This is a genomic window from Microcystis ichthyoblabe FBCC-A1114, assembly GCF_050500245.1.
In the GTDB taxonomy this organism is placed as follows: domain Bacteria; phylum Cyanobacteriota; class Cyanobacteriia; order Cyanobacteriales; family Microcystaceae; genus Microcystis; species Microcystis ichthyoblabe_A.
Genome location: NZ_CP191408.1, coordinates 3,755,490 through 3,775,044 on the forward strand (window position 1 = coordinate 3,755,490; position 19,555 = coordinate 3,775,044).

20 protein-coding genes, 1 tRNA gene and 1 pseudogene are annotated in these 19,555 nt (G+C 43.0%); 17 read left to right on the plus strand and 5 right to left on the minus strand.

Features of this window, described 5'->3' with window-relative positions; all coding sequences use genetic code 11:
• The first annotated feature begins 105 nt into the window (after positions 1–105).
• From ACQY1Y_RS18165 to ACQY1Y_RS18185, 5 genes are all read left to right on the plus strand, one after another.
• On the plus strand, positions 106–1,464 hold the full coding sequence (locus tag ACQY1Y_RS18165; protein ID WP_430013287.1) for a CmpA/NrtA family ABC transporter substrate-binding protein: 1,359 nt from the start codon (positions 106–108) through the stop codon (positions 1,462–1,464).
• A 112-nt stretch (positions 1,465–1,576) separates the two neighbouring features.
• Complete coding sequence (gene ntrB, locus ACQY1Y_RS18170) at positions 1,577–2,407, plus strand: nitrate ABC transporter permease (protein ID WP_430013288.1); 831 nt, start codon at positions 1,577–1,579, stop codon at positions 2,405–2,407.
• Positions 2,408–2,477: 70 nt separating this feature from the next.
• Complete coding sequence (locus tag ACQY1Y_RS18175; RefSeq protein ID WP_016514940.1) at positions 2,478–4,496, plus strand: nitrate ABC transporter ATP-binding protein; 2,019 nt, start codon at positions 2,478–2,480, stop codon at positions 4,494–4,496.
• A 79-nt stretch (positions 4,497–4,575) separates the two neighbouring features.
• A complete protein-coding gene (locus ACQY1Y_RS18180; protein ID WP_287232222.1) occupies positions 4,576–5,415 on the plus strand; it encodes a nitrate ABC transporter ATP-binding protein in 840 nt (279 codons plus the stop codon).
• A 371-nt stretch (positions 5,416–5,786) separates the two neighbouring features.
• Positions 5,787–6,260 carry a phosphate-starvation-inducible PsiE family protein gene (locus ACQY1Y_RS18185; protein ID WP_002751476.1) on the plus strand — a complete coding sequence of 158 codons (474 nt, stop codon included), beginning with the start codon at positions 5,787–5,789 and terminating at the stop codon, positions 6,258–6,260.
• A gap of 159 nt (positions 6,261–6,419) precedes the next feature.
• Here ACQY1Y_RS18185 and ACQY1Y_RS18190 read toward each other — a convergent pair whose 3' ends face one another.
• Both ACQY1Y_RS18190 and ACQY1Y_RS18195 read right to left on the minus strand, forming a co-directional pair.
• The gene (locus ACQY1Y_RS18190) at positions 6,420–6,932 is read right to left on the minus strand and encodes an SH3 domain-containing protein (protein ID WP_430013289.1); all 513 of its coding nucleotides are present in this window, start codon (positions 6,930–6,932) and stop codon (positions 6,420–6,422) included.
• Positions 6,933–6,944: 12 nt separating this feature from the next.
• Complete coding sequence (locus ACQY1Y_RS18195) at positions 6,945–8,450, minus strand: AAA family ATPase (RefSeq protein WP_430013290.1); 1,506 nt, start codon at positions 8,448–8,450, stop codon at positions 6,945–6,947.
• A gap of 738 nt (positions 8,451–9,188) precedes the next feature.
• Here ACQY1Y_RS18195 and ACQY1Y_RS18200 point away from each other — a divergent pair.
• From ACQY1Y_RS18200 to ACQY1Y_RS18215, 4 genes and pseudogenes are all read left to right on the plus strand, one after another.
• The gene (locus ACQY1Y_RS18200; RefSeq protein WP_430013291.1) at positions 9,189–10,424 is read left to right on the plus strand and encodes an RNA-guided endonuclease InsQ/TnpB family protein; all 1,236 of its coding nucleotides are present in this window, start codon (positions 9,189–9,191) and stop codon (positions 10,422–10,424) included.
• Between the two features lie 498 nt (positions 10,425–10,922).
• Positions 10,923–11,192, plus strand: a complete 270-nt coding sequence (locus tag ACQY1Y_RS18205; RefSeq protein WP_069474347.1) for a hypothetical protein — start codon at positions 10,923–10,925, stop codon at positions 11,190–11,192.
• A gap of 27 nt (positions 11,193–11,219) precedes the next feature.
• A pseudogene (locus tag ACQY1Y_RS18210) lies at positions 11,220–11,548 on the plus strand (DUF4351 domain-containing protein); the annotation flags it as partial.
• A 39-nt stretch (positions 11,549–11,587) separates the two neighbouring features.
• Positions 11,588–12,088 (plus strand): hypothetical protein, encoded by a 501-nt coding sequence (locus tag ACQY1Y_RS18215; RefSeq protein WP_430013292.1) that lies wholly within the window; start codon positions 11,588–11,590, stop codon positions 12,086–12,088.
• Between the two features lie 366 nt (positions 12,089–12,454).
• Here ACQY1Y_RS18215 and ACQY1Y_RS18220 read toward each other — a convergent pair.
• Positions 12,455–12,526, minus strand: a tRNA-Thr gene (locus tag ACQY1Y_RS18220).
• A 59-nt stretch (positions 12,527–12,585) separates the two neighbouring features.
• Between ACQY1Y_RS18220 and ACQY1Y_RS18225 the strand changes: the two genes are divergently transcribed.
• The 5 genes from ACQY1Y_RS18225 to ACQY1Y_RS18245 all read left to right on the plus strand — a co-directional run bounded on the left by ACQY1Y_RS18225 (position 12,586) and on the right by ACQY1Y_RS18245 (position 17,312).
• On the plus strand, positions 12,586–12,840 hold the full coding sequence (locus ACQY1Y_RS18225) for a DUF3493 domain-containing protein (RefSeq protein ID WP_002791004.1): 255 nt from the start codon (positions 12,586–12,588) through the stop codon (positions 12,838–12,840).
• Positions 12,841–13,061: 221 nt separating this feature from the next.
• Positions 13,062–13,355, plus strand: coding sequence for an RNA recognition motif domain-containing protein (locus ACQY1Y_RS18230; RefSeq protein WP_430013293.1), 294 nt, complete (start codon positions 13,062–13,064; stop codon positions 13,353–13,355).
• A gap of 480 nt (positions 13,356–13,835) precedes the next feature.
• A complete protein-coding gene (locus tag ACQY1Y_RS18235) occupies positions 13,836–14,129 on the plus strand; it encodes an RNA recognition motif domain-containing protein (RefSeq protein WP_430013294.1) in 294 nt (97 codons plus the stop codon).
• Between the two features lie 198 nt (positions 14,130–14,327).
• Positions 14,328–16,850, plus strand: a complete 2,523-nt coding sequence (locus tag ACQY1Y_RS18240; RefSeq protein ID WP_430013295.1) for a glycogen/starch/alpha-glucan phosphorylase — start codon at positions 14,328–14,330, stop codon at positions 16,848–16,850.
• Between the two features lie 180 nt (positions 16,851–17,030).
• Positions 17,031–17,312: a hemolysin XhlA family protein gene (locus ACQY1Y_RS18245; RefSeq protein ID WP_430013296.1), complete on the plus strand. Its 282-nt coding sequence runs from the start codon at positions 17,031–17,033 to the stop codon at positions 17,310–17,312.
• A gap of 111 nt (positions 17,313–17,423) precedes the next feature.
• Here ACQY1Y_RS18245 and ACQY1Y_RS18250 read toward each other — a convergent pair whose 3' ends face one another.
• Both ACQY1Y_RS18250 and ACQY1Y_RS18255 read right to left on the minus strand, forming a co-directional pair.
• The gene (locus ACQY1Y_RS18250) at positions 17,424–17,846 is read right to left on the minus strand and encodes a type II toxin-antitoxin system VapC family toxin (RefSeq protein ID WP_002740818.1); all 423 of its coding nucleotides are present in this window, start codon (positions 17,844–17,846) and stop codon (positions 17,424–17,426) included.
• Positions 17,833–18,093: a hypothetical protein gene (locus tag ACQY1Y_RS18255; RefSeq protein WP_002740817.1), complete on the minus strand. Its 261-nt coding sequence runs from the start codon at positions 18,091–18,093 to the stop codon at positions 17,833–17,835. Before ACQY1Y_RS18255 ends, ACQY1Y_RS18250 begins: the two co-directional genes overlap by 14 nt.
• 562 nt (positions 18,094–18,655) lie before the next feature.
• Here ACQY1Y_RS18255 and ACQY1Y_RS18260 point away from each other — a divergent pair.
• The 3 genes from ACQY1Y_RS18260 to ACQY1Y_RS18270 all read left to right on the plus strand — a co-directional run bounded on the left by ACQY1Y_RS18260 (position 18,656) and on the right by ACQY1Y_RS18270 (position 19,471).
• Positions 18,656–18,862: a type II toxin-antitoxin system HicB family antitoxin gene (locus ACQY1Y_RS18260; protein ID WP_002740815.1), complete on the plus strand. Its 207-nt coding sequence runs from the start codon at positions 18,656–18,658 to the stop codon at positions 18,860–18,862.
• Positions 18,852–19,073, plus strand: a complete 222-nt coding sequence (locus ACQY1Y_RS18265) for a type II toxin-antitoxin system HicA family toxin (RefSeq protein WP_002800940.1) — start codon at positions 18,852–18,854, stop codon at positions 19,071–19,073. The genes ACQY1Y_RS18260 and ACQY1Y_RS18265 overlap by 11 nt, the downstream gene beginning before the upstream one ends.
• 125 nt (positions 19,074–19,198) lie before the next feature.
• A complete protein-coding gene (locus ACQY1Y_RS18270; protein WP_430013297.1) occupies positions 19,199–19,471 on the plus strand; it encodes a hypothetical protein in 273 nt (90 codons plus the stop codon).
• The last annotated feature ends 84 nt before the right edge of the window (positions 19,472–19,555 follow it).

A 19,555-nucleotide genomic window follows, 5' to 3' on the forward strand; every position in this document is an offset into this window, starting at 1 on the left:
ATAGCTAAATTTCTATAGCACGGGCTAGAAGGGAAGTTTAGCGAGGGATTCCTTTACCCATAATTCAGCACACATATTTGCTTTAGCAGCAGGTAGGAGGATTCTATGTCAAATTTTTCGAGACGGAAATTTTTAACCACGGCGGCAGTTTCAGCCGCAGGGGCTGTTGTCCTCAAAGGTTGTGTGGGTAATCCCCCCGACACTACGGGTGGAACCACCACCACCGCGCCCGCTGCCCCGGTTGCTTCTCCCGTCGCCATCGCCCCGGAACAAGCTCCTGAAACCACCAAAATTAAATTAGGTTATATTCCTATCGTTGAGGCCGCACCCTTAATTATTGCCAAGGAAAAAGGCTTTTTCGCCAAACACGGGATGCCCGATGTGGAAGTCTCCAAACAAGCAAACTGGGGATCCGCTAGAGATAACGTCGAAATTGGGGCAGATGCGGGCGGAATTGACGGAGGACAGTGGCAAATGCCCATGCCTTACCTAATTTCCGAGGGACTAATCACCAAAAATAACGTTAAAGTCCCCATGTATGTGTTAGCGCAGTTAAACACCCAGGGTAACGGAATTGCGATCGCAGGTAAACACGAGGGCAAAAATATCGGTTTAGACCTGAAACCCGCCAAAGATTACATCCTCGGCATGAAAACGACGGGAACTCCCTTCAAAGCTGCCTATACCTTCCCGAAAGCTAATCAGGACTTCTGGATTCGTTACTGGTTAGCCGCCGGTGGTATTAACCCCGATACGGATGTTAACCTAATTGCCGTACCCGCAGCCCAAACCGTGGCCAACATGAAAACGGGAACTATGGATGCGTTTAGTACCGGCGATCCTTGGCCGGCGAGAATTGTAGCTGATCAGATCGGTTTTATGTCAGCTTTAACCGCAGAAATCTGGCCCTATCACCCAGAAGAATACCTCGCTATCCGCGCCGATTGGGTGGATAAAAACCCGAAAGCCACCAAAGCGGTGTTAAAAGGAATTATGGAAGCGCAGCAATGGCTCGATCAAGAGGCAAATCGGGCAGAAGCGGCGGCAATTCTCGCTAAACCGGCTTATTTCAACCTCAAAGAAGAAATTATCGCCGGTCCCCTCAAAGGAATGCAGAAAATGGGTGACGGTAAACCGGAAATCACCGACAAAAATAAAGGGGTTTTCTACTGGAAAGATCCCGCCGGTAGCGTTTCCTATCCCTACAAGAGTCATGATCTCTGGTTTTTAACCGAAAGTGTTCGTTGGGGTTTCTTGCCGAAAGAAACTTTAACCACTGCCTCAACATTAATCGACAAAGTTAACCGCGAGGATCTTTGGAAAGCGGCAGCCACAGAATTAGGAGTTCCTGCGGCCGATATTCCCACCAGTACCTCCCGGGGTGTCGAAAAATTCTTTGATGGCAAAACTTTTGATCCTGCCAATCCCCAAGCTTATCTCGATAGTTTGGCGATCAAAAAATAGCGAGCTTTTCTCGATAGGCTAGGGGCATAAAATATCTAGTCTATTAATCCCAAAAGTGTTTTCTTCTCTCCCCAATCAAGTAACTTTATCTTCAACAAAGGAAAACGGCAAAATGGCAAGTAGCGTCAGCAGAACAGGTAAAGGTGGTTTCAACTTCGGTAAATTCTGGAAAAAGCATTCCCATGACATTCTTCCCCCCATTATCGGTACCCTGGGTTTTCTGATTGTTTGGCAATTAGTCTCGATGGTGGGATTAATCAAATTACCCCCCCCATCCGACCTAATCACCAATGAGCGTACCCGTACTTATTTAATGTATCCTTTCTTTGATCGTGGGGGCATTGATAAAGGACTATTCTGGCAAACTTTAGCCAGTCTGCAACGGGTATTAATCGGTTATTCTTTAGCCGCAGTGGTGGGTATTGGCGTTGGGATTATGGTCGGTTTAAATTCCTTCTTAAATAAGGCACTCGATCCCCTTTTCCAATTCCTAAGAACAGTTCCTCCTCTTGCTTGGGTTCCCCTATCTTTGGCCGCTTTACAACAAAACCAACCTGCAGCTTTATTCGTGATCTTTATTACCGCAGTTTGGCCGATTTTGATTAATACCACCGTCGGTGTCCAACAAATTCCTCAAGACTATATCAACGTTAAACAAGTCTTGCAATTGTCCAACCAAAAATTCTTTTTCAAGATATTAATTCCCTCGGCTCTTCCCTACATATTCACTGGTTTGAGAATTGCGATCGGTTTAGCTTGGTTAGCGATTATTGCGGCAGAAATCGTTATGTCGGGTATCGTCGGTATCGGTTTCTTTATCTGGGATGCCTACCAAAATAACTACATCAGCGATATTATTCTCGCTCTGTTTTATATCGGTGGTGTGGGTTTATTGCTCGATCGCTTTATGGCTTGGTTGCAAACTCAAATCGTTCGTCAATAGGGAATCAATGGGGAAACTTTCCCCATTTCTAAATAACTAAAACTTGAGCCAATTTAAGGAGAAAAAAACTATGAGTTTGTTTGTCGCTGTCGATAACATTGATAAAGTATTCCCCCTCAGTGGTGGCGGTGAATATGTGGCCTTGAAAGGTATCGATTTACAGATCAAAAAAGGGGAATTTATCTCCCTCATCGGTCACTCTGGTTGCGGAAAATCCACCCTCTTAAACATGATCGCTGGTTTAGATTTGCCCACGGAAGGGGTGGTGACTTTGCAAGGTCAAAGCATTAAAAAACCAGGACCAGATCGCATGGTAGTCTTCCAAAACTATTCCCTTTTACCCTGGTTAACCGTCAAAGAAAATATCACTCTAGCCGTCGATCAAGTTCTCGCCCAACTATCAGAAGACGAAAGAAAAGCTGAAGTCGAAAAATATATCGATCTGGTCAATCTTCGTCATGCAGTGGATAAACGTCCCAACGAATTATCGGGGGGGATGAAACAACGGGTAGCGATCGCTCGCGCCCTAGCCATCCGTCCGAAAGTCCTGCTTTTAGACGAACCCTTTGGCGCGTTAGATGCCCTGACTAGAGGTAATCTACAGGAACAGTTAATGCAGCTGTGCGAAGAATACCAAATGACCTCGGTAATGGTGACGCACGATGTGGATGAAGCAGTGCTATTATCCGATCGCATCGTCATGCTCACCAACGGCCCCGGCTCAAAAATTGGCGGTATTTTGGAAGTAGATATCCCCCGTCCCCGCAAACGCATGGAAGTGGTGGAACACCCCAGTTACTACAGTCTCCGGAGTGAAATTATCTATTTCCTCAACCAACAAAAACGGATCAAAAAACTACGCGCTCGCAAAGTCGAAGTAATTGCCCGTCACGGTTTAGAAAAAGTCAATCTAGAGATCGGTTTTGTTCCCCTCACCGCTTGCGCGCCCCTAGCAGTGGCCAAAGAAAAGGGATTCTTCACTAAACATGGTCTAGATGAGGTAAATTTGGTCCGGGAAACCAGTTGGCGAGGCGTTGTGGACGGGATCGCGGGGGGATTCCTCGACGGGGCGCAAATGCCTTCAGGAATGCCCACCTGGTTAACCGTCGGTGGTTATCAGGAGCAACCTTTGCCGATTGTCAGCGCCCTGACTATGACTCGTAACGGTAACGGTGTCACCCTCGCTAAACGCTTCTATGACGAGGGGGTGATTGACGGTAACGCCTTAAGACAGATGCTATTGGAATCGAGGGATCAGCGCCATATTTTTGGCATTGTTCACCCCTCCTCGATGCACAATTTGCTCCTGCGTTACTGGTTAGCGGCAGCGGGAATTGACCCCGATAAAGACGTTCACCTCGAAACTATTCCCCCGGCCCAAATGGTGGCCGACCTGAAAACCGGTAGTATTGACGGTTACTGTGTCGGTGAACCTTGGAATCTCAGGTCCGCCATGGAGGGTATCGGTTACACCGTCGCCACCGACTTAGAAATCTGGCAGGGCCACCCGGGTAAGGCCCTGGGAGTCCGGGAAGATTGGGCCAATAAATACCCTAATACCCACGTCGCTTTAGTTAAAGCACTGCTGGAAGGTTGTCGCTACTGTGCCGAGGAAGGGAATCAGGAAGAAATTCGTCGAATCCTCGCCAGTCGTCAGTACCTTAGTACCAATATCGATTATATCCAACTGGGTGATCCCAACTCCTATGCGTGCAGTCTCGATCGACCGATGAAAGAATATGCACACCATCTGTTCTATGGAGATGGGGTAAATCGTCCCAGTCGTACCGAACACCTCTGGATGATGACCCAAATGGCTCGCTGGGGCCACATTCCTTTCCCCCGTAACTGGGTAGAAATTCTCGAACGCGTCTGTCGGGTGGGTGTTTTTAGTACCGCGGCCCGGGAATTGGGTCTAGGGGATATTAAATATCGTCGCACACCGATCCTTTTATTCGATGGTATCGAGTTTGATGCCGAGGATCCGATCGGTTATCTCAATAGTTTAGAGATCAAACAAAACGTCACTATGGCCGAAGTGGCTATTGATGCTCGTCCTAGTGCCAGTGAATCCCGCAAAATTGCCTAAAAATCGACTAAGGGGATAATTCCTAGCCAATTATCCCTAGCCATTGCTCCTATTATCTAATTTCCCCCAAAGACTAATCATGTACACCACCACCGACACCGTTAACCGGGCAACCCAGACCCCCACTAAAGAAGCTTTTGTTACCATTGAAGGAGTTTCTAAGGTTTATCCCACTCCCAGAGGCCCCTACACCGTCCTCAAGGATGTTAATCTCAGCATCAATGAAGGTGAATTTATCTGCGTGATCGGTCACTCTGGTTGCGGTAAATCGACCCTATTAAATATGGTGTCGGGTTTTTCTTCTCCCACCGATGGCATCGTTAAAGTTAACGGTAAGACAATTACTAAACCCGGTCCCGATCGCATGGTAGTGTTTCAAAACTATGCTTTATTGCCTTGGTTAAGCGTTTTTGAAAATGTCTATCTCGCGGTAGATGCGGTGTCTCCCAATGCTCCAGAGGCACAAAAACGCTCGATCGTGCGCGACCATTTAGCTATGGTGGGTTTAACCGAAGCTATGGACAAAACCCCTCCCCAAATCTCCGGGGGGATGAAACAACGGGTTTCGATCGCCCGGGCCCTTTCTATCCGTCCGGAAGTGTTGATTCTTGATGAACCTTTCGGCGCTTTGGATGCGATTACCAAAGAGGAATTACAGGAAGAATTGCTGAAAATCTGGCAAGATAAACGCTGTACGGTCTTGATGATTACCCACGATATCGATGAGGCTCTTTTCCTCGCTGATAAGCTGGTAATGATGACCAATGGACCGGAAGCGAAAATCGGCGAAGTGATGAATATTCATTTCCCCCGTCCCCGCGATCGGGAGAGAATTATGGAGGATCCGGAATATTATCGTCTGCGTAACTATGCCCTCGACTTCCTCTATAATCGTTTCGCTCACGATGATGTTAGCTAGATGTGAGCATTTGTATTAGTTTTGGGTGCGGTTGACTTAATAGCGATCGCACCTAGATTTTTTTTCTAGGGAAGCCTTCTTCAAGTAAAATTATTTCTAAGTAGGTAGATTTTAAAAATTGTCAGATACCCCCCTTATTAAGGGGGCAGGGGGGATCAACGCCCCCCTTATTAAGGGGGGATCAAGGGGGGATCAACGCCCCCCTTATTAAGGGGGCAGGGGAGATCAACGCCCCCCTTATTAAGGGGGCAGGGGAGATCAACGCCCCCCTTATTAAGGGGGGATCAAGGGGGGATCAGCTTACTTATTAACTAAATAGAACAATTAGCAATAAAATACAATAATAATTTTTACTTTTTACTTAATTGATCATGCTCAAACAGATACGGAAACTACTTATCAATTTTGGTCAACAATGGCGCGATGAAGATTTCATGAGGTCGATTCATCTCATTGAAAACATAGTTTCTAAGGTTTTATCCGTAGCCTTAATTGTTGTTATTATTGTTTCTCTTTATGATCTAGTAGTTATCTTAATCCAAGATTTATTTACTACGGAACCCGTCGGTTTTTTTAGTAAAACTTTAATTGAAATCTTCGGATTATTTCTCAATATTTTAATCGCCTTAGAGTTATTAGAAAACGTCACTGCTTACTTAAGAAAACACATCGTACAGGTTGAATTAGTCGTAGTTACGGCTTTAATTGCCATCTCTCGAAAAATTATTATTTTCGATCCCAAGAAATACAGTAAAGATGATTTAATTGCGCTCACCGTGGGAACCTTAGCTTTAGCGGCAAGTTATTGGTTAATCAGAAAAGTTAATCGCGATAATCGCTCTTGAAGTAGTGATTGAATACCTAGACAGAATTAATCACAGATATTTTTTACTTCTGGAGTTGAGCAGTTCTGGGGTTCTCTCCTGCCAGAGTGTCAATTTAATTTTGTCCAATTACTGATTAGGGAAAGGGGTAGATTTAGAAAACCTAACCCTTATAAATATTTACTCGACTCTGGAAATATTACCTGCTTTAATCCAACCTTCGCGACCATCGGACAGACGCACGCGATGCCATTGCCCATCGCTGCTGGTTCCCACCACACTGACTTTAGTATTATAATCCAGACCGCCGAGACGAGTGGATTCACTGGTAGGTTCCGAGCGCAGACTTAAACCGCTTTGCCATGTCACCCGCGCTTGATAACCCTCGGATGTGGTTTCTTTTTTTGTTTCTTCGGGACTGGGTTTCGGGGCAGCTTTTGGTGCTGGGGCAGCTGTGGGAGACTCTTTCACCTCAGCTTGGGGTTGTTCTTGGACGGGAGTAGTGGGGATGGGTTTAGCGGCTTTTTCCTCCTTAGTTTCCTCTTTTTTCTCCTCGGTAAAGACGGGTTTAGGAGGATTAGAATTCATACCAGAGAGAAGTATATAGGCGACAGCAGTGGCCCCACCGACTAAAATGAACACTCCCAGGACAAAACCAACCATAAATTGTAATAAACCAGATAAACGCTTCATATTGGTGCTAAATTAACTGTTAGGATTAACATTAAAACGATCATCGCGAGAGGCTAAACGAGCTTTACCGGACTTGGCCCAATCCTGTAGAAACTGGATCTGTTCTTGAGCAGTGCGGGCTAGGGGTATAATCTGACTAGCGGCCTCAAGCACATCATCGGTGCTAAAGTCGCGATTTTGACTAAACCCGATGTGCATCGCTTCCACGATGGTTTGTTCGATTTCTGCCCCCGAAAAATCAGGAGTTTCGTAGGCTAGTCGCTTTATATCATAACTTTTTAGATTATGGGGCCGGACTTTCCCCAGATGAACGCTAAAAATCTCCTCGCGGGACTTTTGGCTAGGTAGTCCGACAAAAAATATCTCATCGAAGCGTCCTTTTCGCAACATTTCCGGGGGCAAAGATTGGATGTTATTAGCCGTAGCGACGACAAAAACTGGCGATTGTTTCTCCGCTAACCAAGTGATAAAAGTCCCGAAAACCCGTCCGGTGGTTCCTCCGTCGCCTTTTCCCTCCGCTCCGGCGAAAGCTTTATCGATTTCGTCTATCCACAGCACACAGGGGGCTAAAGCTTCGGCGAGATTAATCATCTGACGGGTACGCGATTCCGATTCTCCCACCAATCCGCCAAATAAACGCCCCACGTCTAGACGTAGTAGCGGTAAGTGCCAATGATGGGAAATAGCTTTCGCTGTCAGGGATTTACCCGTTCCTTGAATTCCCACCAATAGTAAACCCCGGGGATTGGGTAAACCGTAGGCGCGGGCGCGTTCACTAAAAGCACCACCGCGACGAATCAGCCAATCTTTGAGATTATCTAGGCCGCCGATGTCAGAAATCTGCTCTGTGGCGGGATAAAAGTCCAATATCTGGGTTTGACGAATCGATTGGCGTTTTTCTGCCAAAATTAATTCCACGTCCTCTGGCTCAATTTTGCCGTGACTGGCTAAACATTTAGCTAAAACCCGACGAATTCTCTCTAGGGATAATCCTTGGGCAGAAAGCACTAATTCATCGAGGAGTGGTTCTTTGACGGGTTGTCCGGTGGCAGCGATTAATCGCTGAATTTCCTGTTTAATTTCTTCGCCACTGGGGAGGGGAAAATCGACGACGGTGATTACTTCGGTGAGATCCGAGGGGATAGACAGTTCGGAAGCGACGATAATTAGGTTTTTAGGCTGAGATTTCAGGGAACGGGCAAGATTACGCAATTTTCTGGCGATGGAAATATCTTCGAGAAAGCGCTGGAAATCGCGTAAAATCATGATGGCGGCGATGTTAGTCGGCAGCTTTTCGACGAATTCAAGAGCTTGCAGGGGATTACGCCGAGCAAAGTTCTCATTATTGGGATTATCTTGATAACCATCCACAAAATCCCAGACATAGACAGCACGGTTATTGCTCTGTTTGGCAATATCGGCGATCGCTTTTTCGAGACGTTCTTCTTCTAAGGTGGTAACATAGATGAGAGGATAGCGGGCCCGCAGCAGTAATTGAAATTCTTCACCAAAGCTCATAGCTATTCGTCTATAGTTTTTGCTATTTATATCATCATCAGAAAATATAGCAGTTAGCCGTCAGTCAAATAAGGATGGCAGGTAAGCCGTACACTACATTTTAAGATAAGTTAAGCTCGTCTATAAAAAGATTTTAAAAAAACCAATTTACGCTTGTATTTTTTTAAATGTATGGTATAATGTCATTGCCTTAATCGAGATTAAACCTGTATTAACTAAATCAATATCTTGTTAATTAGATTAAGCTTTAGTAAATTAAATCGGCCCATTAGGAGGGTAAGCCAATCTTAACAATCCTTGATCAAATAAACTTTATGTGAGTTGCTTCCCCAGAGGCCGGTTCAGGCATATTTAAGTAGAATTTGCCATCTCAATTGTTAAGCAAAAATCAACCAAATGGGTCGAGTTCGTAACTATGATGATTGACTGGTATCACTTGAAATGCCGACGCGGATCACAAGTCAATTGTCAATAGCGTTTGAGATGCTCTCACCCTGGCCTATTAGGGGTTAACCACAGAAACCAAAAACCTAACTAAAGCTTTTTAAAGTTACTCATTCCTGTAGCTATATAACTAAAATAAGTAACTTTTGCCACCGATAGATTTTAAGAACGTTAAGTACCTAAGCAAAATTAATTACACATTTCGATAAAGCTTTTGCCTCTTGCCTATTGCCTCTTGCCTGTTTTCACTAGGAAATTTATTTTGCACGACTACTTATCAGGTATAATCAAGATATGAAGCTAGTTGAACGTCATATTATCAGTCAAAACCATCCCTTATGGTCAGAAATAGACCATTATGCCTTTTTGTCAAAAAATTTGTTCAATCTAGCTAACTACCATTATCGCCAATATTTCTTTGAAAACTCCCAAAAACTGAGTTTCAATCAACTCTATTATCTGGTATCTAAAACCTCAGATTATTTAGCTTTACCCACGAAAGTGAGCAAGCAGATAATCAGAAGATTGGAGCAAGCTTGGGTTAGTTATTTTGCCGCTTTTAGAGCTTGGAAAAAACACCCTGAAAAATTTTTAGGAAAACCCAAAATTATTAAGTATAAGGACAAAACCAAAGGAAGAAACCTGCTGATATATTCTCAGGAATCAATTTATAAAAAACCTCTAAAAGAAGGAATTTGTCACTTGTCTATGAGCGACTTAAAAATTACCACTTCCCGAAGAGAAATAATTGAGGTGAGAATTGTCCCCAAAAGTAGCTGTTATGTCATTGAAATAGTCTATGAAAGACGGTCGGAAACCACAGATAAACAAGAGATAGCTGGGATAGATTTAGGAGTTAATAACTTAATGGCTGTAACTACAAATCAAACAGGTGTAGCACCTCTTTTGGTAAATGGCAGACCGTTAAAAGCAATTAACACCTTCTACAACAAACAACGTTCCCGCTTACAATCTCAACTGAAAACCCAAAATAATCAACCCTCATCTAAGAGATTGCTATTCCTGACCCATAAACGAAACTGTCGAGTAGAAAATTATCTACACACAGCCAGTAAAAGAGTAATAGATTGGTGTACTATTCATCAAATAGGGACGTTAATAATTGGGCATAATGAGTGGATGAAACAATCTCTTAATCTAGGAAAAAGGAATAATCAACAATTTGTCAATATTCCCCATAATAGATTAATAGAAATGTTAACCTATAAAGCTCAATTAAAAGGAATAAAAGTCATAATAACTGAAGAATCCTATACCTCACAATCCAGTGCTTTAGATAGGGATGAGTTACCGAAATATGGTGAAGAAAAACCATTATTTAAGGGAAAAAGGTTAGCTAGGGGACTTTATAAAATGGAAACAAATCAGTTGTTAAATGCCGATGTCAATGGGGCATTTAACATCATTAGAAAAGTAATTCCTGATGTCATTGACCAGGGAATAAAGGGTTTGCCGTTTAATCCTGTAGTGCTTGACCCACTACGAATGACTAAGCTTTCAGGCTTTTAAGTAAGTTTGAGTAAGTTTAGTTGAGCGGTAACAAAAGTTAGTCATAGGTTGGCCGTTTCTTTTCTGTAAATTAATTTCAGCCTTTCTCACAACCATTTCCTAAGGAGGGTTCAATTCATGTTTAAACTAGCTGCAGACTTTTTATCTTTGGATTTTCTCTGCCGACCAAATCAGAAAAATAAGCCAGAAAGTAAGGTTCTTCGGTTTGTCTTATGCAATGGACGGGGTTATAAGGAATGAAACCTTTATAGAGACAGACATTGCCGCAATTTTTGTCAATTGTTTGCGATCTGGAGCGAACTAATCAATTAAATCTCTTGCCAGATAAGGATTGAGTCGATTTATGCCCCCCTATCGAACCATACCAAGTCCCGAAGAGCCGAAAGTAAATTTAAGGCTCTTCTAGGTTCTGTGTGATCAGCTCAACTTACCATAGAAGCGATCGATCTTTGTGTCCTTTGTGTCTCTGTGGTTCGTTCCACCCCCTCGCTAGGAGGAATGTATCTTAGAATACATTTTACCCACCAAATCCAAGAGAGTCAATTTAACTCTTTGCCAATTTCTCAAATCATGAAAGAGGGTAAAGTTTTAGCGATAATTCTCCGACGAAAGTTTAACCAAGAGGGAGTTCATTTCCTAACTCCCGATGATTTTTCCGGCTCTTCGGTTTGTGTTATGCAATGGACGGGGGTTATAAGGGATGAAACCCTTATAGAAACAGACATTACCGCAATTTTTGTCAATTGTTTGCGATCTGGAGCGAACTAATCAATTAAATCTCTTGCCAGATAAGGATTGAGTCGATTTATGCCCCCATATCGAACCATACCAAGTAACGAAGAGCCGAATTTCAACAGGAGATTAGCACATTTATTCAACCCGAACAGGAGGGAGTTATGCAGATTACCACCAGTGGGATGCGCCGAGGTTTAGAACAGAGTTTAGCAAGAGAAAGAAATCTAATTATTCGTCTGATTAAACGTAAGTTAGGAGCTATTGATGTGGCTCTAGAGAGTTGGATTATAACCTTAAATATTGATGCTCTGGAACGAGTGGGAGAAGCTTTATTGGATTTTTTGACAGTGGAGGATTTAACTAATTGGTTAAATGCTTTAGACGCTTAGTATTTTTCTATTAAACTTCACAGAAGGATATTTATTGTTATGGGTATAACTTTTGAAAATGCTATCCAGCAAACTCAAGATTTACTAAGTCAAATTGAGTTTTTAGATACCGATACAATCACTCAGGAAATTACTGAGTTAGTCTCAACAGAAAATGGAGCCAGAGGATTCTTTGTTACTTATTCAACCAGCGATTTATCCTATACGGAATATCCTAGTTTGGAGGTAATCACCGCTTTAAAAACTTCCCCGACATTGGTGAATGAATTATTAGTTAAAAATCTGGTCATGTCCACGGCAATGGTCATCTATCATCGCAGTCAAGGAGACGAAGAAAATGCTCGAGGTTCTGAGAAAGTCCAAGAAAAAACCAGTCAACTAATTAAGCAGTTATTATCGCCAGCCTTGGGGGAAAAATTACGACAATTAGCTACCAGTTTAAACACAGGACAAGGAGAATATCAAGCCTTTCTAGAACGCTGGGGATATGACGATTGCCAACGTCAAGCGATCACAGAAATTATTCAAACTTTTCTTTAGTAACTAGCTGATTTTTTCCCAAAGATTTCGACCAAAATAGGGAACGATCGGTTAGAGGAATTAACTCTTTTACCTCTTGTTTGCTGCTAAAATGGCTTATTGAAGTCAATCGGCTCTCTTACTCTTGTTGTGATAAGTTTAACTTATATAAGACCGATCAATCTTTGTGTCCTTTGTGTCTTTGTGGTTCGTTCCATTCGCTCGCCAGTGGGAATGTATCTGAGAATAGATTTTACCCACCAAACCCAAGAGAGCCGCAAATCTCTGGCAAAGGCCTTAGGGGGTTTTGCCATAGCCGCCACAAAACCAAGGCATTTAACCACTGTACCAGTATTTCTTAGTCAACTTCCGGGAGGTAAAACCCCAAGCCGATGATGGGATTTGAACCCACGACCAATTGATTACGAATCAACTACTCTACCACTGAGCTACATCGGCACATTGCCAGTTCCCGATTATATCACGGACAATAGATACAAAGCTAGAAAGATTTTTTTATGAGCAAATCCCCTCGACTCGATACCCAAAAATACGCCCGCTTGAAAGAGGAAGCGGCCAATCCCTACCGAGGTCTGCGGCAGTTTATCTATCTCGGTTTAGGTGCTTCCGGTTTTATTGGTGCGGTGGTTTTTCTGGCCCAATTAGCGGCAGGCAGGGACGTAGCCACCGCTTTACCCAATTTTGCCCTACAAATCGGTGTGGTGGCCCTGATGATTTGGTTATTTCGTCGGGAGAAAAAAGCTGGCGGTTGAGGGAGTAGCCACCGATAGCCAAAACAGTCTCTTGCCCCAGAGAATAAAAGTTAACATTAACTCCAGTCTTTTCGTGTTATGATCGAGGCGAGAGTCAAGATTGGTGTTCAAGTTCGTTTTCAGTATTAATTCGGTAAGTCTTTTACTTTAGTATTGTTCGGCTTCTCCCTGAATTTTGTGTCTCCACACCGTTTCGAGTATTGTTCGAGGATTCAAGTATTATGTCTATTTTTGTTGGTAATCTCTCTTACGAGATTTCCCAAGATGATCTGGTCGAGGTCTTTCAAGACTACGGCAAGGTCCAAAGAGTCCATATTCCCGTTGAGAAAGAGACAGGCCGCAAACGCGGTTTTGCCTTCGTGGAAATGGAAAATAAAGCCCAGGAAGCCAAAGCGATTGAGGCACTAGATGGCGCTGACTGGATGGGGCGATCAATTAAAGTTAACGAAGCCCGCGAGCGTGAAGAGCGTGCGCCCTTCAATGGTGGTGGTGGTGACAGAAAAAAACGCTATTAAGCTTTTTTTGTGAATAATTGTGGGAGGGTGGACAGGGTTCACCCTTTTTTTGTCGTTAATTAGGGTTTGCGGCAAAAAGTTTTTCGTGGGGGCAGGGTGTGGGGTGTGGGGTGTGGGGTGTGGGGTTTTACCCATTTTCAGGGGGTCAGTTACCTAATTTTCAGGGAAAAAGTACCTGAATTTTACCCCCGATCACTCCAAGGGTCAGCACTTTTTGAGGTAAAAAAAGTCTAAAAACCTTATCTAACAAGGTTTTTAGATTTATTCAGCAAACCCCAAGTAAACTATAAGGGATATCGCCATCAGATTCTGATCGGCGATCGACTCTTTCTGTGTTATGATCGAGGCGAGAGTCAAGATTGGTGTTCAAGTTCGTTTTCAGTATTAACTCGGTAAGTCTTTTACTTTAGTATTGTTCGGCTTCTCCCTGAATTTTGTGTCTCCACACCGTTTCGAGTATTGATCGAGGATTCAAGTATTATGTCTATTTTTGTTGGTAATCTCTCTTACGAGATTTCCCAAGAGGATCTAACCGGTGTCTTTGCAGAGTACGGCAAGGTTAAAAGAGTCCATATTCCCGTGGATCGGGATACGGGCCGCACACGCGGTTTCGCCTTCGTGGAAATGGAAAATAAAGCCCAGGAAACCAAAGCAATTGCCGCACTGGATGGTGCTGAATGGATGGGGCGATCAATTAAAGTTAACGAAGCCCGCGAGCGTGAAGAGCGCGCACCCTTCAATGGTGGTGGTGGTGACAGAAAAAAACGCTATTAGGCTTTTTTTGTGAATAATTGTGGAAGGGTGGACAGGGTTCACCCTTTTTTTGTTGGTAATTGCGATCGCTGATCCCCTCAAAACCAATAGAAATCTAAATGTCTGAGTCTCTCCAAAAGGTAACAAGTAAACTATAAAGGATATCGTCATCAGGTCTGATCGGCGATCGACTCCCGAATATATGGACAACAAAAACCCATGGAGACAACCTCTACCCTAGCTGATGGGCGTGAAGCACTTCAATGCCCCACTTTAGTTGAAGACGATCGCACCGGCATGAGTCCCGAAACCCTAAAACGGGCTTTTCTGGACAATCTATTTTATTTGCAAGGGGTTAACCGCACTAATGCCAGTCCCTACAATTACTATGTCGCCCTTGCCTACACCGTTCGCGATCGCCTGCTGCGTCGTTTTCTGAAATCCACCGACACCTACAAACAAGAAAAAGTTAAACTCGTCTGCTATTTCTCCGCCGAATTTCTCATGGGGCGGTATTTAGGTAATAATCTCGCTAATTTGGGTATTTACGACCTAATCAAAGAGATGATCGAGGAATTAGGTCTTGATTTTGAGGAAATTATCGAACAGGAACCAGATCCCGGCCTCGGCAACGGCGGTTTAGGGCGTTTAGCGGCTTGTTTCCTTGATTCTCTCGCTTCCTTGGAAATTCCCGCCATCGGCTACGGTATCCGCTACGAATTTGGCATTTTCCATCAAATGATCCAAGACGGTTGGCAGGTGGAAATCCCCGATAACTGGCTACGCTTCGGCAATCCTTGGGAATTACCCCGTCCCGATGAAAGTGTGGAAGTAAAACTGGGTGGCCGGACGGAAATCTATCACGATGATAAGGGACAAGAACGGGTACAATGGCTGCCGGAACGTCGGGTTTTAGCCATTCCCCACGATACCCCCGTCCCGGGTTACAAAACCAACACGGTTAATGCTTTGCGTCTCTGGAAAGCAGAAGCAAGTGAATCGTTTAATTTTGAGGCTTTTAACGCCGGGTTATACGATCAATCCGTGGCCGAAAAAATGGACGCGGAAACCATTTCTAAAGTCCTTTATCCCAACGATAATACCCCCGCCGGTCGCGAATTACGTCTCGCCCAACAATACTTTTTTGTGGCCGCTTCCCTGCAAGATTTAATTCGCATTCACCTAAAAAGCCACAAAAATCTGCAAAATTTCCACGAAACCGCCGCTATTCAACTAAACGACACTCACCCCGCCATTGCGATCGCTGAGTTAATGCGTTTGTTAGTGGATGAAAACGGCTTAGAATGGTCAAAAGCTTGGGCAATTACCCAAAAAACCTTCGCTTATACCAATCATACCCTATTGCCAGAAGCCCTAGAACGTTGGTCGGCGGATCTGATCGGGAAATTGCTACCCCGACATCTAGAAATTATCTACCTGATTAATCACTTTTTCCTCGACGATGTGCGGACTTGGTTTCCCGATAACGAGGAATTATTGGGCAAATTGTCGATAGTTGAAGAAGCTGGTTGGGGTAATAAACAAATTCGCATGGCTAATTTAGCCTGTGTGGGTAGTCACTCGATTAACGGAGTCGCTGCCTTACACACGGAGTTACTGCAAAAAGACACCCTGAAAGAGTTTGCTATGCTCTGGCCAGAAAAATTCTACAATAAAACCAATGGTGTCACCCCGCGCCGGTGGATTTTATTGAGCAATCCCCAATTATCGGCACTATTTACCGAAAAAATCGGCGATAATTGGTTAAAAGACCTGAAGGAATTGCGAAAACTGGAACAATACCTTGATGATCCTGAATTCCGTCAGCGTTGGTATGAAATTAAACAGGCGAATAAGGCCGATTTAGCGGCTTATATGCTGAAAACCCGCAATATCGAAGTGGATGTTAATTCGATTTTCGATGTGCAGGTAAAACGGATTCACGAATACAAACGCCAACATCTGGCAGTTCTGCACATTATCGCCCTTTATAATCGCATTAAACAGAACCCTCAGATCGATATTGTGCCGCGCACTTTTATCTTTGGTGGTAAGGCAGCCCCCGGTTACTTTATGGCGAAGTTAATTATTAAGTTAACTAATGCTGTGGCTGAAATTGTGAATAAGGATCCTGATGTCAGAGGTCGTTTAAAATTGGTTTTCCTGCCTAACTTTAACGTTTCTTTGGGTCAACGCATCTATCCGGCGGCGGATCTTTCCGAACAGATTTCTACGGCGGGTAAGGAAGCTTCCGGAACCGGTAATATGAAGTTTGCCATGAATGGCTCCCTCACCATTGGGACTCTGGACGGCGCTAATATCGAAATTCGCGAGGAAGCAGGGGCAGAAAATTTCTTCCTTTTTGGCTTGACAGCAGAAGAAGTTTATGCTAAGAAAGCACACGGTTATGAACCGATGAGCTATTACAAAAATAATCGCGAATTGAAGGGAGTGATCGATCGAATTAAGAGTGGTTATTTTAGCCATGGTGACCAGGAATTATTCAGGCCGATCGTTGATTCTCTCCTCTACGATGACCAGTATATGCTTTTAGCTGATTATCAATCCTACGCTGATTGTCAGGAACAGGTAAGTGAAGCTTATCGCGATCGGGACAAGTGGACGCGGATGTCGATTCTTAACTCGGTTCGTATGGCTAAATTCTCTAGCGATCGCACAATCTGGGAATATTGTCAAGAGATTTGGAAAGTTAATCCGGTCAAGATTAGTTTAGAGGATTAAAAAACTCGGTCAAGTTCGGGTTTAGTCTTTGACTAGCCCGAATTCTGGAACCGTCGCCCCCAAAATGCTTTGTGAAAAGGATGAAATTTATTATTTTTTGCTATCCAAAAACTGGGTCAACACTTTTGAGTTTTAGGGTGAATGATTCGGGGAGCTTTTTGATTATGAGGAAAAATATAAATGTCAGTAATAATTGAACAAAACCTAGGGGAAATTTTAGCTCAAATTAATCACAAATTAGAGAATTTACAAAAAGATGTTACAGACATCAAAATTGAGTTAACAGAAGCTAAGGGGGAAAGACGGGTATTAAAGGTGGAAATCGATAACCTGAAGCAAGATGTTAAGGCAATTAAAGGTTCACAACAGGCTCAAATTTGGACATTAATTGGTATTTTAATTACGGCGGTAGGAGGGTTTTTAGTGGCAGTGGGTAGGTTTGTTATTTCCGGTAATCCTTAATTACAATACCGTCTAAACTATGATTGAGAGTGATTAAATGATCGACTATGATTAGATTGTTTTTAGACAATCACACAATCACAAAAATCCTATTCATTTGATTCCCAATTACTAAGGATATTCTAAGAATAAATTTTGAAAAGTATGGTTATCCTGCCAGCGATAGATTGAAAAATCGCGGCGATCTGACGTTAAAATTCTCCCGTGTCCTAAGTTTTCAGCTAATACTACTAATGAAGCATCAGCTAGATCCATTGGTATATCTTCATAACGGTCTATGAGTTGTTCCATTCGTCTAACATGATTTGATTGTAATTCAAATACTTCAAAACCACCTGCTAAGAAATTTTGAATAAATAGCAGTTGAGCATGATTACCGAGACGAGTTAGCAAAAGGTAACAAGTTTCGGTGACAACACACCAGGTTGTTATTAGGGGTTCTCGCAATCTTTGAATTACAAGCTGTGCTTGCTGATGATGATTATCTTGCTCATTGGCGAGAGCCAACCAGAAGCCTGTATCAACTATAATCATGTTTGGCTGACCATTCTTCCTTCAGGATGGTTTTATAATTAGTAGAAAGATCGGGCGAACCTTGTCCACACCCAATAAAACCGCTTTCTTTCAGCACTTTAAGGGAATCTGAGTTGCGCGGGTGTAGTTTGGTATATTGTTGCTCAATAACTTGATTGAGCAGGGTAGTGATATCCTGATCGCTATGTTGTTGGATGTAGGCGAGTTTTTCCCTTTGTTCTTGGCTAAGATGGATGGTGATGTCCATAGTCTTTCTCCTTAATAATGTCTAAACTATGATTAGAATAATTGAACGATAAACTATGACTAGGTTATCCTTTGTCCTAGACAATCACGAATATTTATTGTATCACATTATAGCGTTTCTCACACCTGTGTGGCACAGTGAAACCTTTGCTGATTAAACTTTTCACCATCGACAATGTACCTCTTGCGAACAGGAAACGCTATATATCATAGGGTTGGTCTCTCAAAAAAAAATCACAGTCCATCACATAATCACATCAATCACAGTACAGACAATGATGGAAAACTATGCAACAGGGTTAGAAGAACAAGGAAATAATACTCCTGCGGCTTGGTTACGGGATATAAAGTATAGAATCTTGTTAAGTACCTAAGCAAAATTGATTACACATTTCGATAAAGCTTTTGCCTTTTGCCTCTTGCATGAGTGCCTATCCTAACCAAGAAATTAATTTTGCACGACTACTTATGTAGAAGTCTAAAGCATGATCTATATGATTATTTAATTGACTGTCATTCTAGCCTGACCTATAATCATGGAAAGCTCAATCAGGAAAGTGAAAATGAGACAGGTACTTACAGCGAGAATTTTTCAAGAAGATAATTGGTTTGTTGCCCAATGTTTAGAGGTTGATGTTGCTAGTCAAGGGGAAACAGAAACCGAGGCGTTAAACAATCTGCAAGAGGCTTTAGAATTACATTTTGAACCGCCTTGTGCAACAGTTATTCCCCGATTACAGAAGATAGAGGTAGAAATCAATGCCGCTTAAGCCTTTATCTTATCGTGAGATTAAACGCAAGTTGGAAGCGGCAGGGTTTGAAGTTATTAGTCAAAAGGGGAGTCATGTTAAGTTTGCCAAGGATACTCCCGAAGGAAAAATGACAACGATTGTTCCCTGTTATAAGGAGGTAACAATCGGTACAATTAGCAGTATTTTAAGGCAAGCGGGATTAAGGGTTGATGAGTTTGAGCGTTTATAGTTAATATCCTCTATAGCATTCTGTGTCATAATCGCCCTATATCAAGGGGACTCATCCTATCATAGAGTCATCCGCCAAAAAACATCATAGTCCCTCATTCAATCATTCTAATCACAGTACAGACAATGAATGAACAACGCGCCCAAGCATATATTAATTTAATTAAACAGTTGCTCGCTTGTACTGATGATGAGGAACGAACTAATATTCTGCAAGCAAATCAGGAATTGATTGATCCCGAATTTTTGCAGGTGATGGAAAACTATGCAACATGGTTAGAACAACGAGGAAATCATAATCCTGCGGCTTGGTTACGGAATATAGCGCAACAGTTGGGGCAGTTTCTCACCCTTCGACTGGTCAATACTGGATTTAGGGCAAACGCATCTAAATTCTAGATTCCTTATCTAATAAGACTTTCAGCGTTTCAGAAAAAATCAACCATGATCTCGAAAACCCTTATCCAGCCTACCTTTCAAAAA

Coding starts and splice junctions, on each gene's coding strand:
- ACQY1Y_RS18195 (WP_430013290.1), bottom strand. CDS start 8,450: ATGAGCTTTGGTGAAGAATTTCAATTACTGCTGCGGGCCCGCTATCCT.
- ACQY1Y_RS18185 (WP_002751476.1), top strand. CDS start 5,787: ATGCTCAAACAGATACGGAAACTACTTATCAATTTTGGTCAACAATGG.
- ACQY1Y_RS18260 (WP_002740815.1), top strand. CDS start 18,656: ATGAGACAGGTACTTACAGCGAGAATTTTTCAAGAAGATAATTGGTTT.
- ACQY1Y_RS18180 (WP_287232222.1), top strand. CDS start 4,576: ATGTACACCACCACCGACACCGTTAACCGGGCAACCCAGACCCCCACT.
- ACQY1Y_RS18250 (WP_002740818.1), bottom strand. CDS start 17,846: ATGATTATAGTTGATACAGGCTTCTGGTTGGCTCTCGCCAATGAGCAA.
- ACQY1Y_RS18265 (WP_002800940.1), top strand. CDS start 18,852: ATGCCGCTTAAGCCTTTATCTTATCGTGAGATTAAACGCAAGTTGGAA.
- ACQY1Y_RS18165 (WP_430013287.1), top strand. CDS start 106: ATGTCAAATTTTTCGAGACGGAAATTTTTAACCACGGCGGCAGTTTCA.
- ACQY1Y_RS18245 (WP_430013296.1), top strand. CDS start 17,031: ATGTCAGTAATAATTGAACAAAACCTAGGGGAAATTTTAGCTCAAATT.
- ACQY1Y_RS18270 (WP_430013297.1), top strand. CDS start 19,199: ATGAATGAACAACGCGCCCAAGCATATATTAATTTAATTAAACAGTTG.
- ACQY1Y_RS18240 (WP_430013295.1), top strand. CDS start 14,328: ATGGAGACAACCTCTACCCTAGCTGATGGGCGTGAAGCACTTCAATGC.
- ACQY1Y_RS18235 (WP_430013294.1), top strand. CDS start 13,836: ATGTCTATTTTTGTTGGTAATCTCTCTTACGAGATTTCCCAAGAGGAT.
- ACQY1Y_RS18200 (WP_430013291.1), top strand. CDS start 9,189: ATGAAGCTAGTTGAACGTCATATTATCAGTCAAAACCATCCCTTATGG.
- ACQY1Y_RS18190 (WP_430013289.1), bottom strand. CDS start 6,932: ATGAAGCGTTTATCTGGTTTATTACAATTTATGGTTGGTTTTGTCCTG.
- ACQY1Y_RS18230 (WP_430013293.1), top strand. CDS start 13,062: ATGTCTATTTTTGTTGGTAATCTCTCTTACGAGATTTCCCAAGATGAT.
- ntrB (WP_430013288.1), top strand. CDS start 1,577: ATGGCAAGTAGCGTCAGCAGAACAGGTAAAGGTGGTTTCAACTTCGGT.
- ACQY1Y_RS18175 (WP_016514940.1), top strand. CDS start 2,478: ATGAGTTTGTTTGTCGCTGTCGATAACATTGATAAAGTATTCCCCCTC.
- ACQY1Y_RS18255 (WP_002740817.1), bottom strand. CDS start 18,093: ATGGACATCACCATCCATCTTAGCCAAGAACAAAGGGAAAAACTCGCC.
- ACQY1Y_RS18205 (WP_069474347.1), top strand. CDS start 10,923: ATGTATCTTAGAATACATTTTACCCACCAAATCCAAGAGAGTCAATTT.
- ACQY1Y_RS18215 (WP_430013292.1), top strand. CDS start 11,588: ATGGGTATAACTTTTGAAAATGCTATCCAGCAAACTCAAGATTTACTA.
- ACQY1Y_RS18225 (WP_002791004.1), top strand. CDS start 12,586: ATGAGCAAATCCCCTCGACTCGATACCCAAAAATACGCCCGCTTGAAA.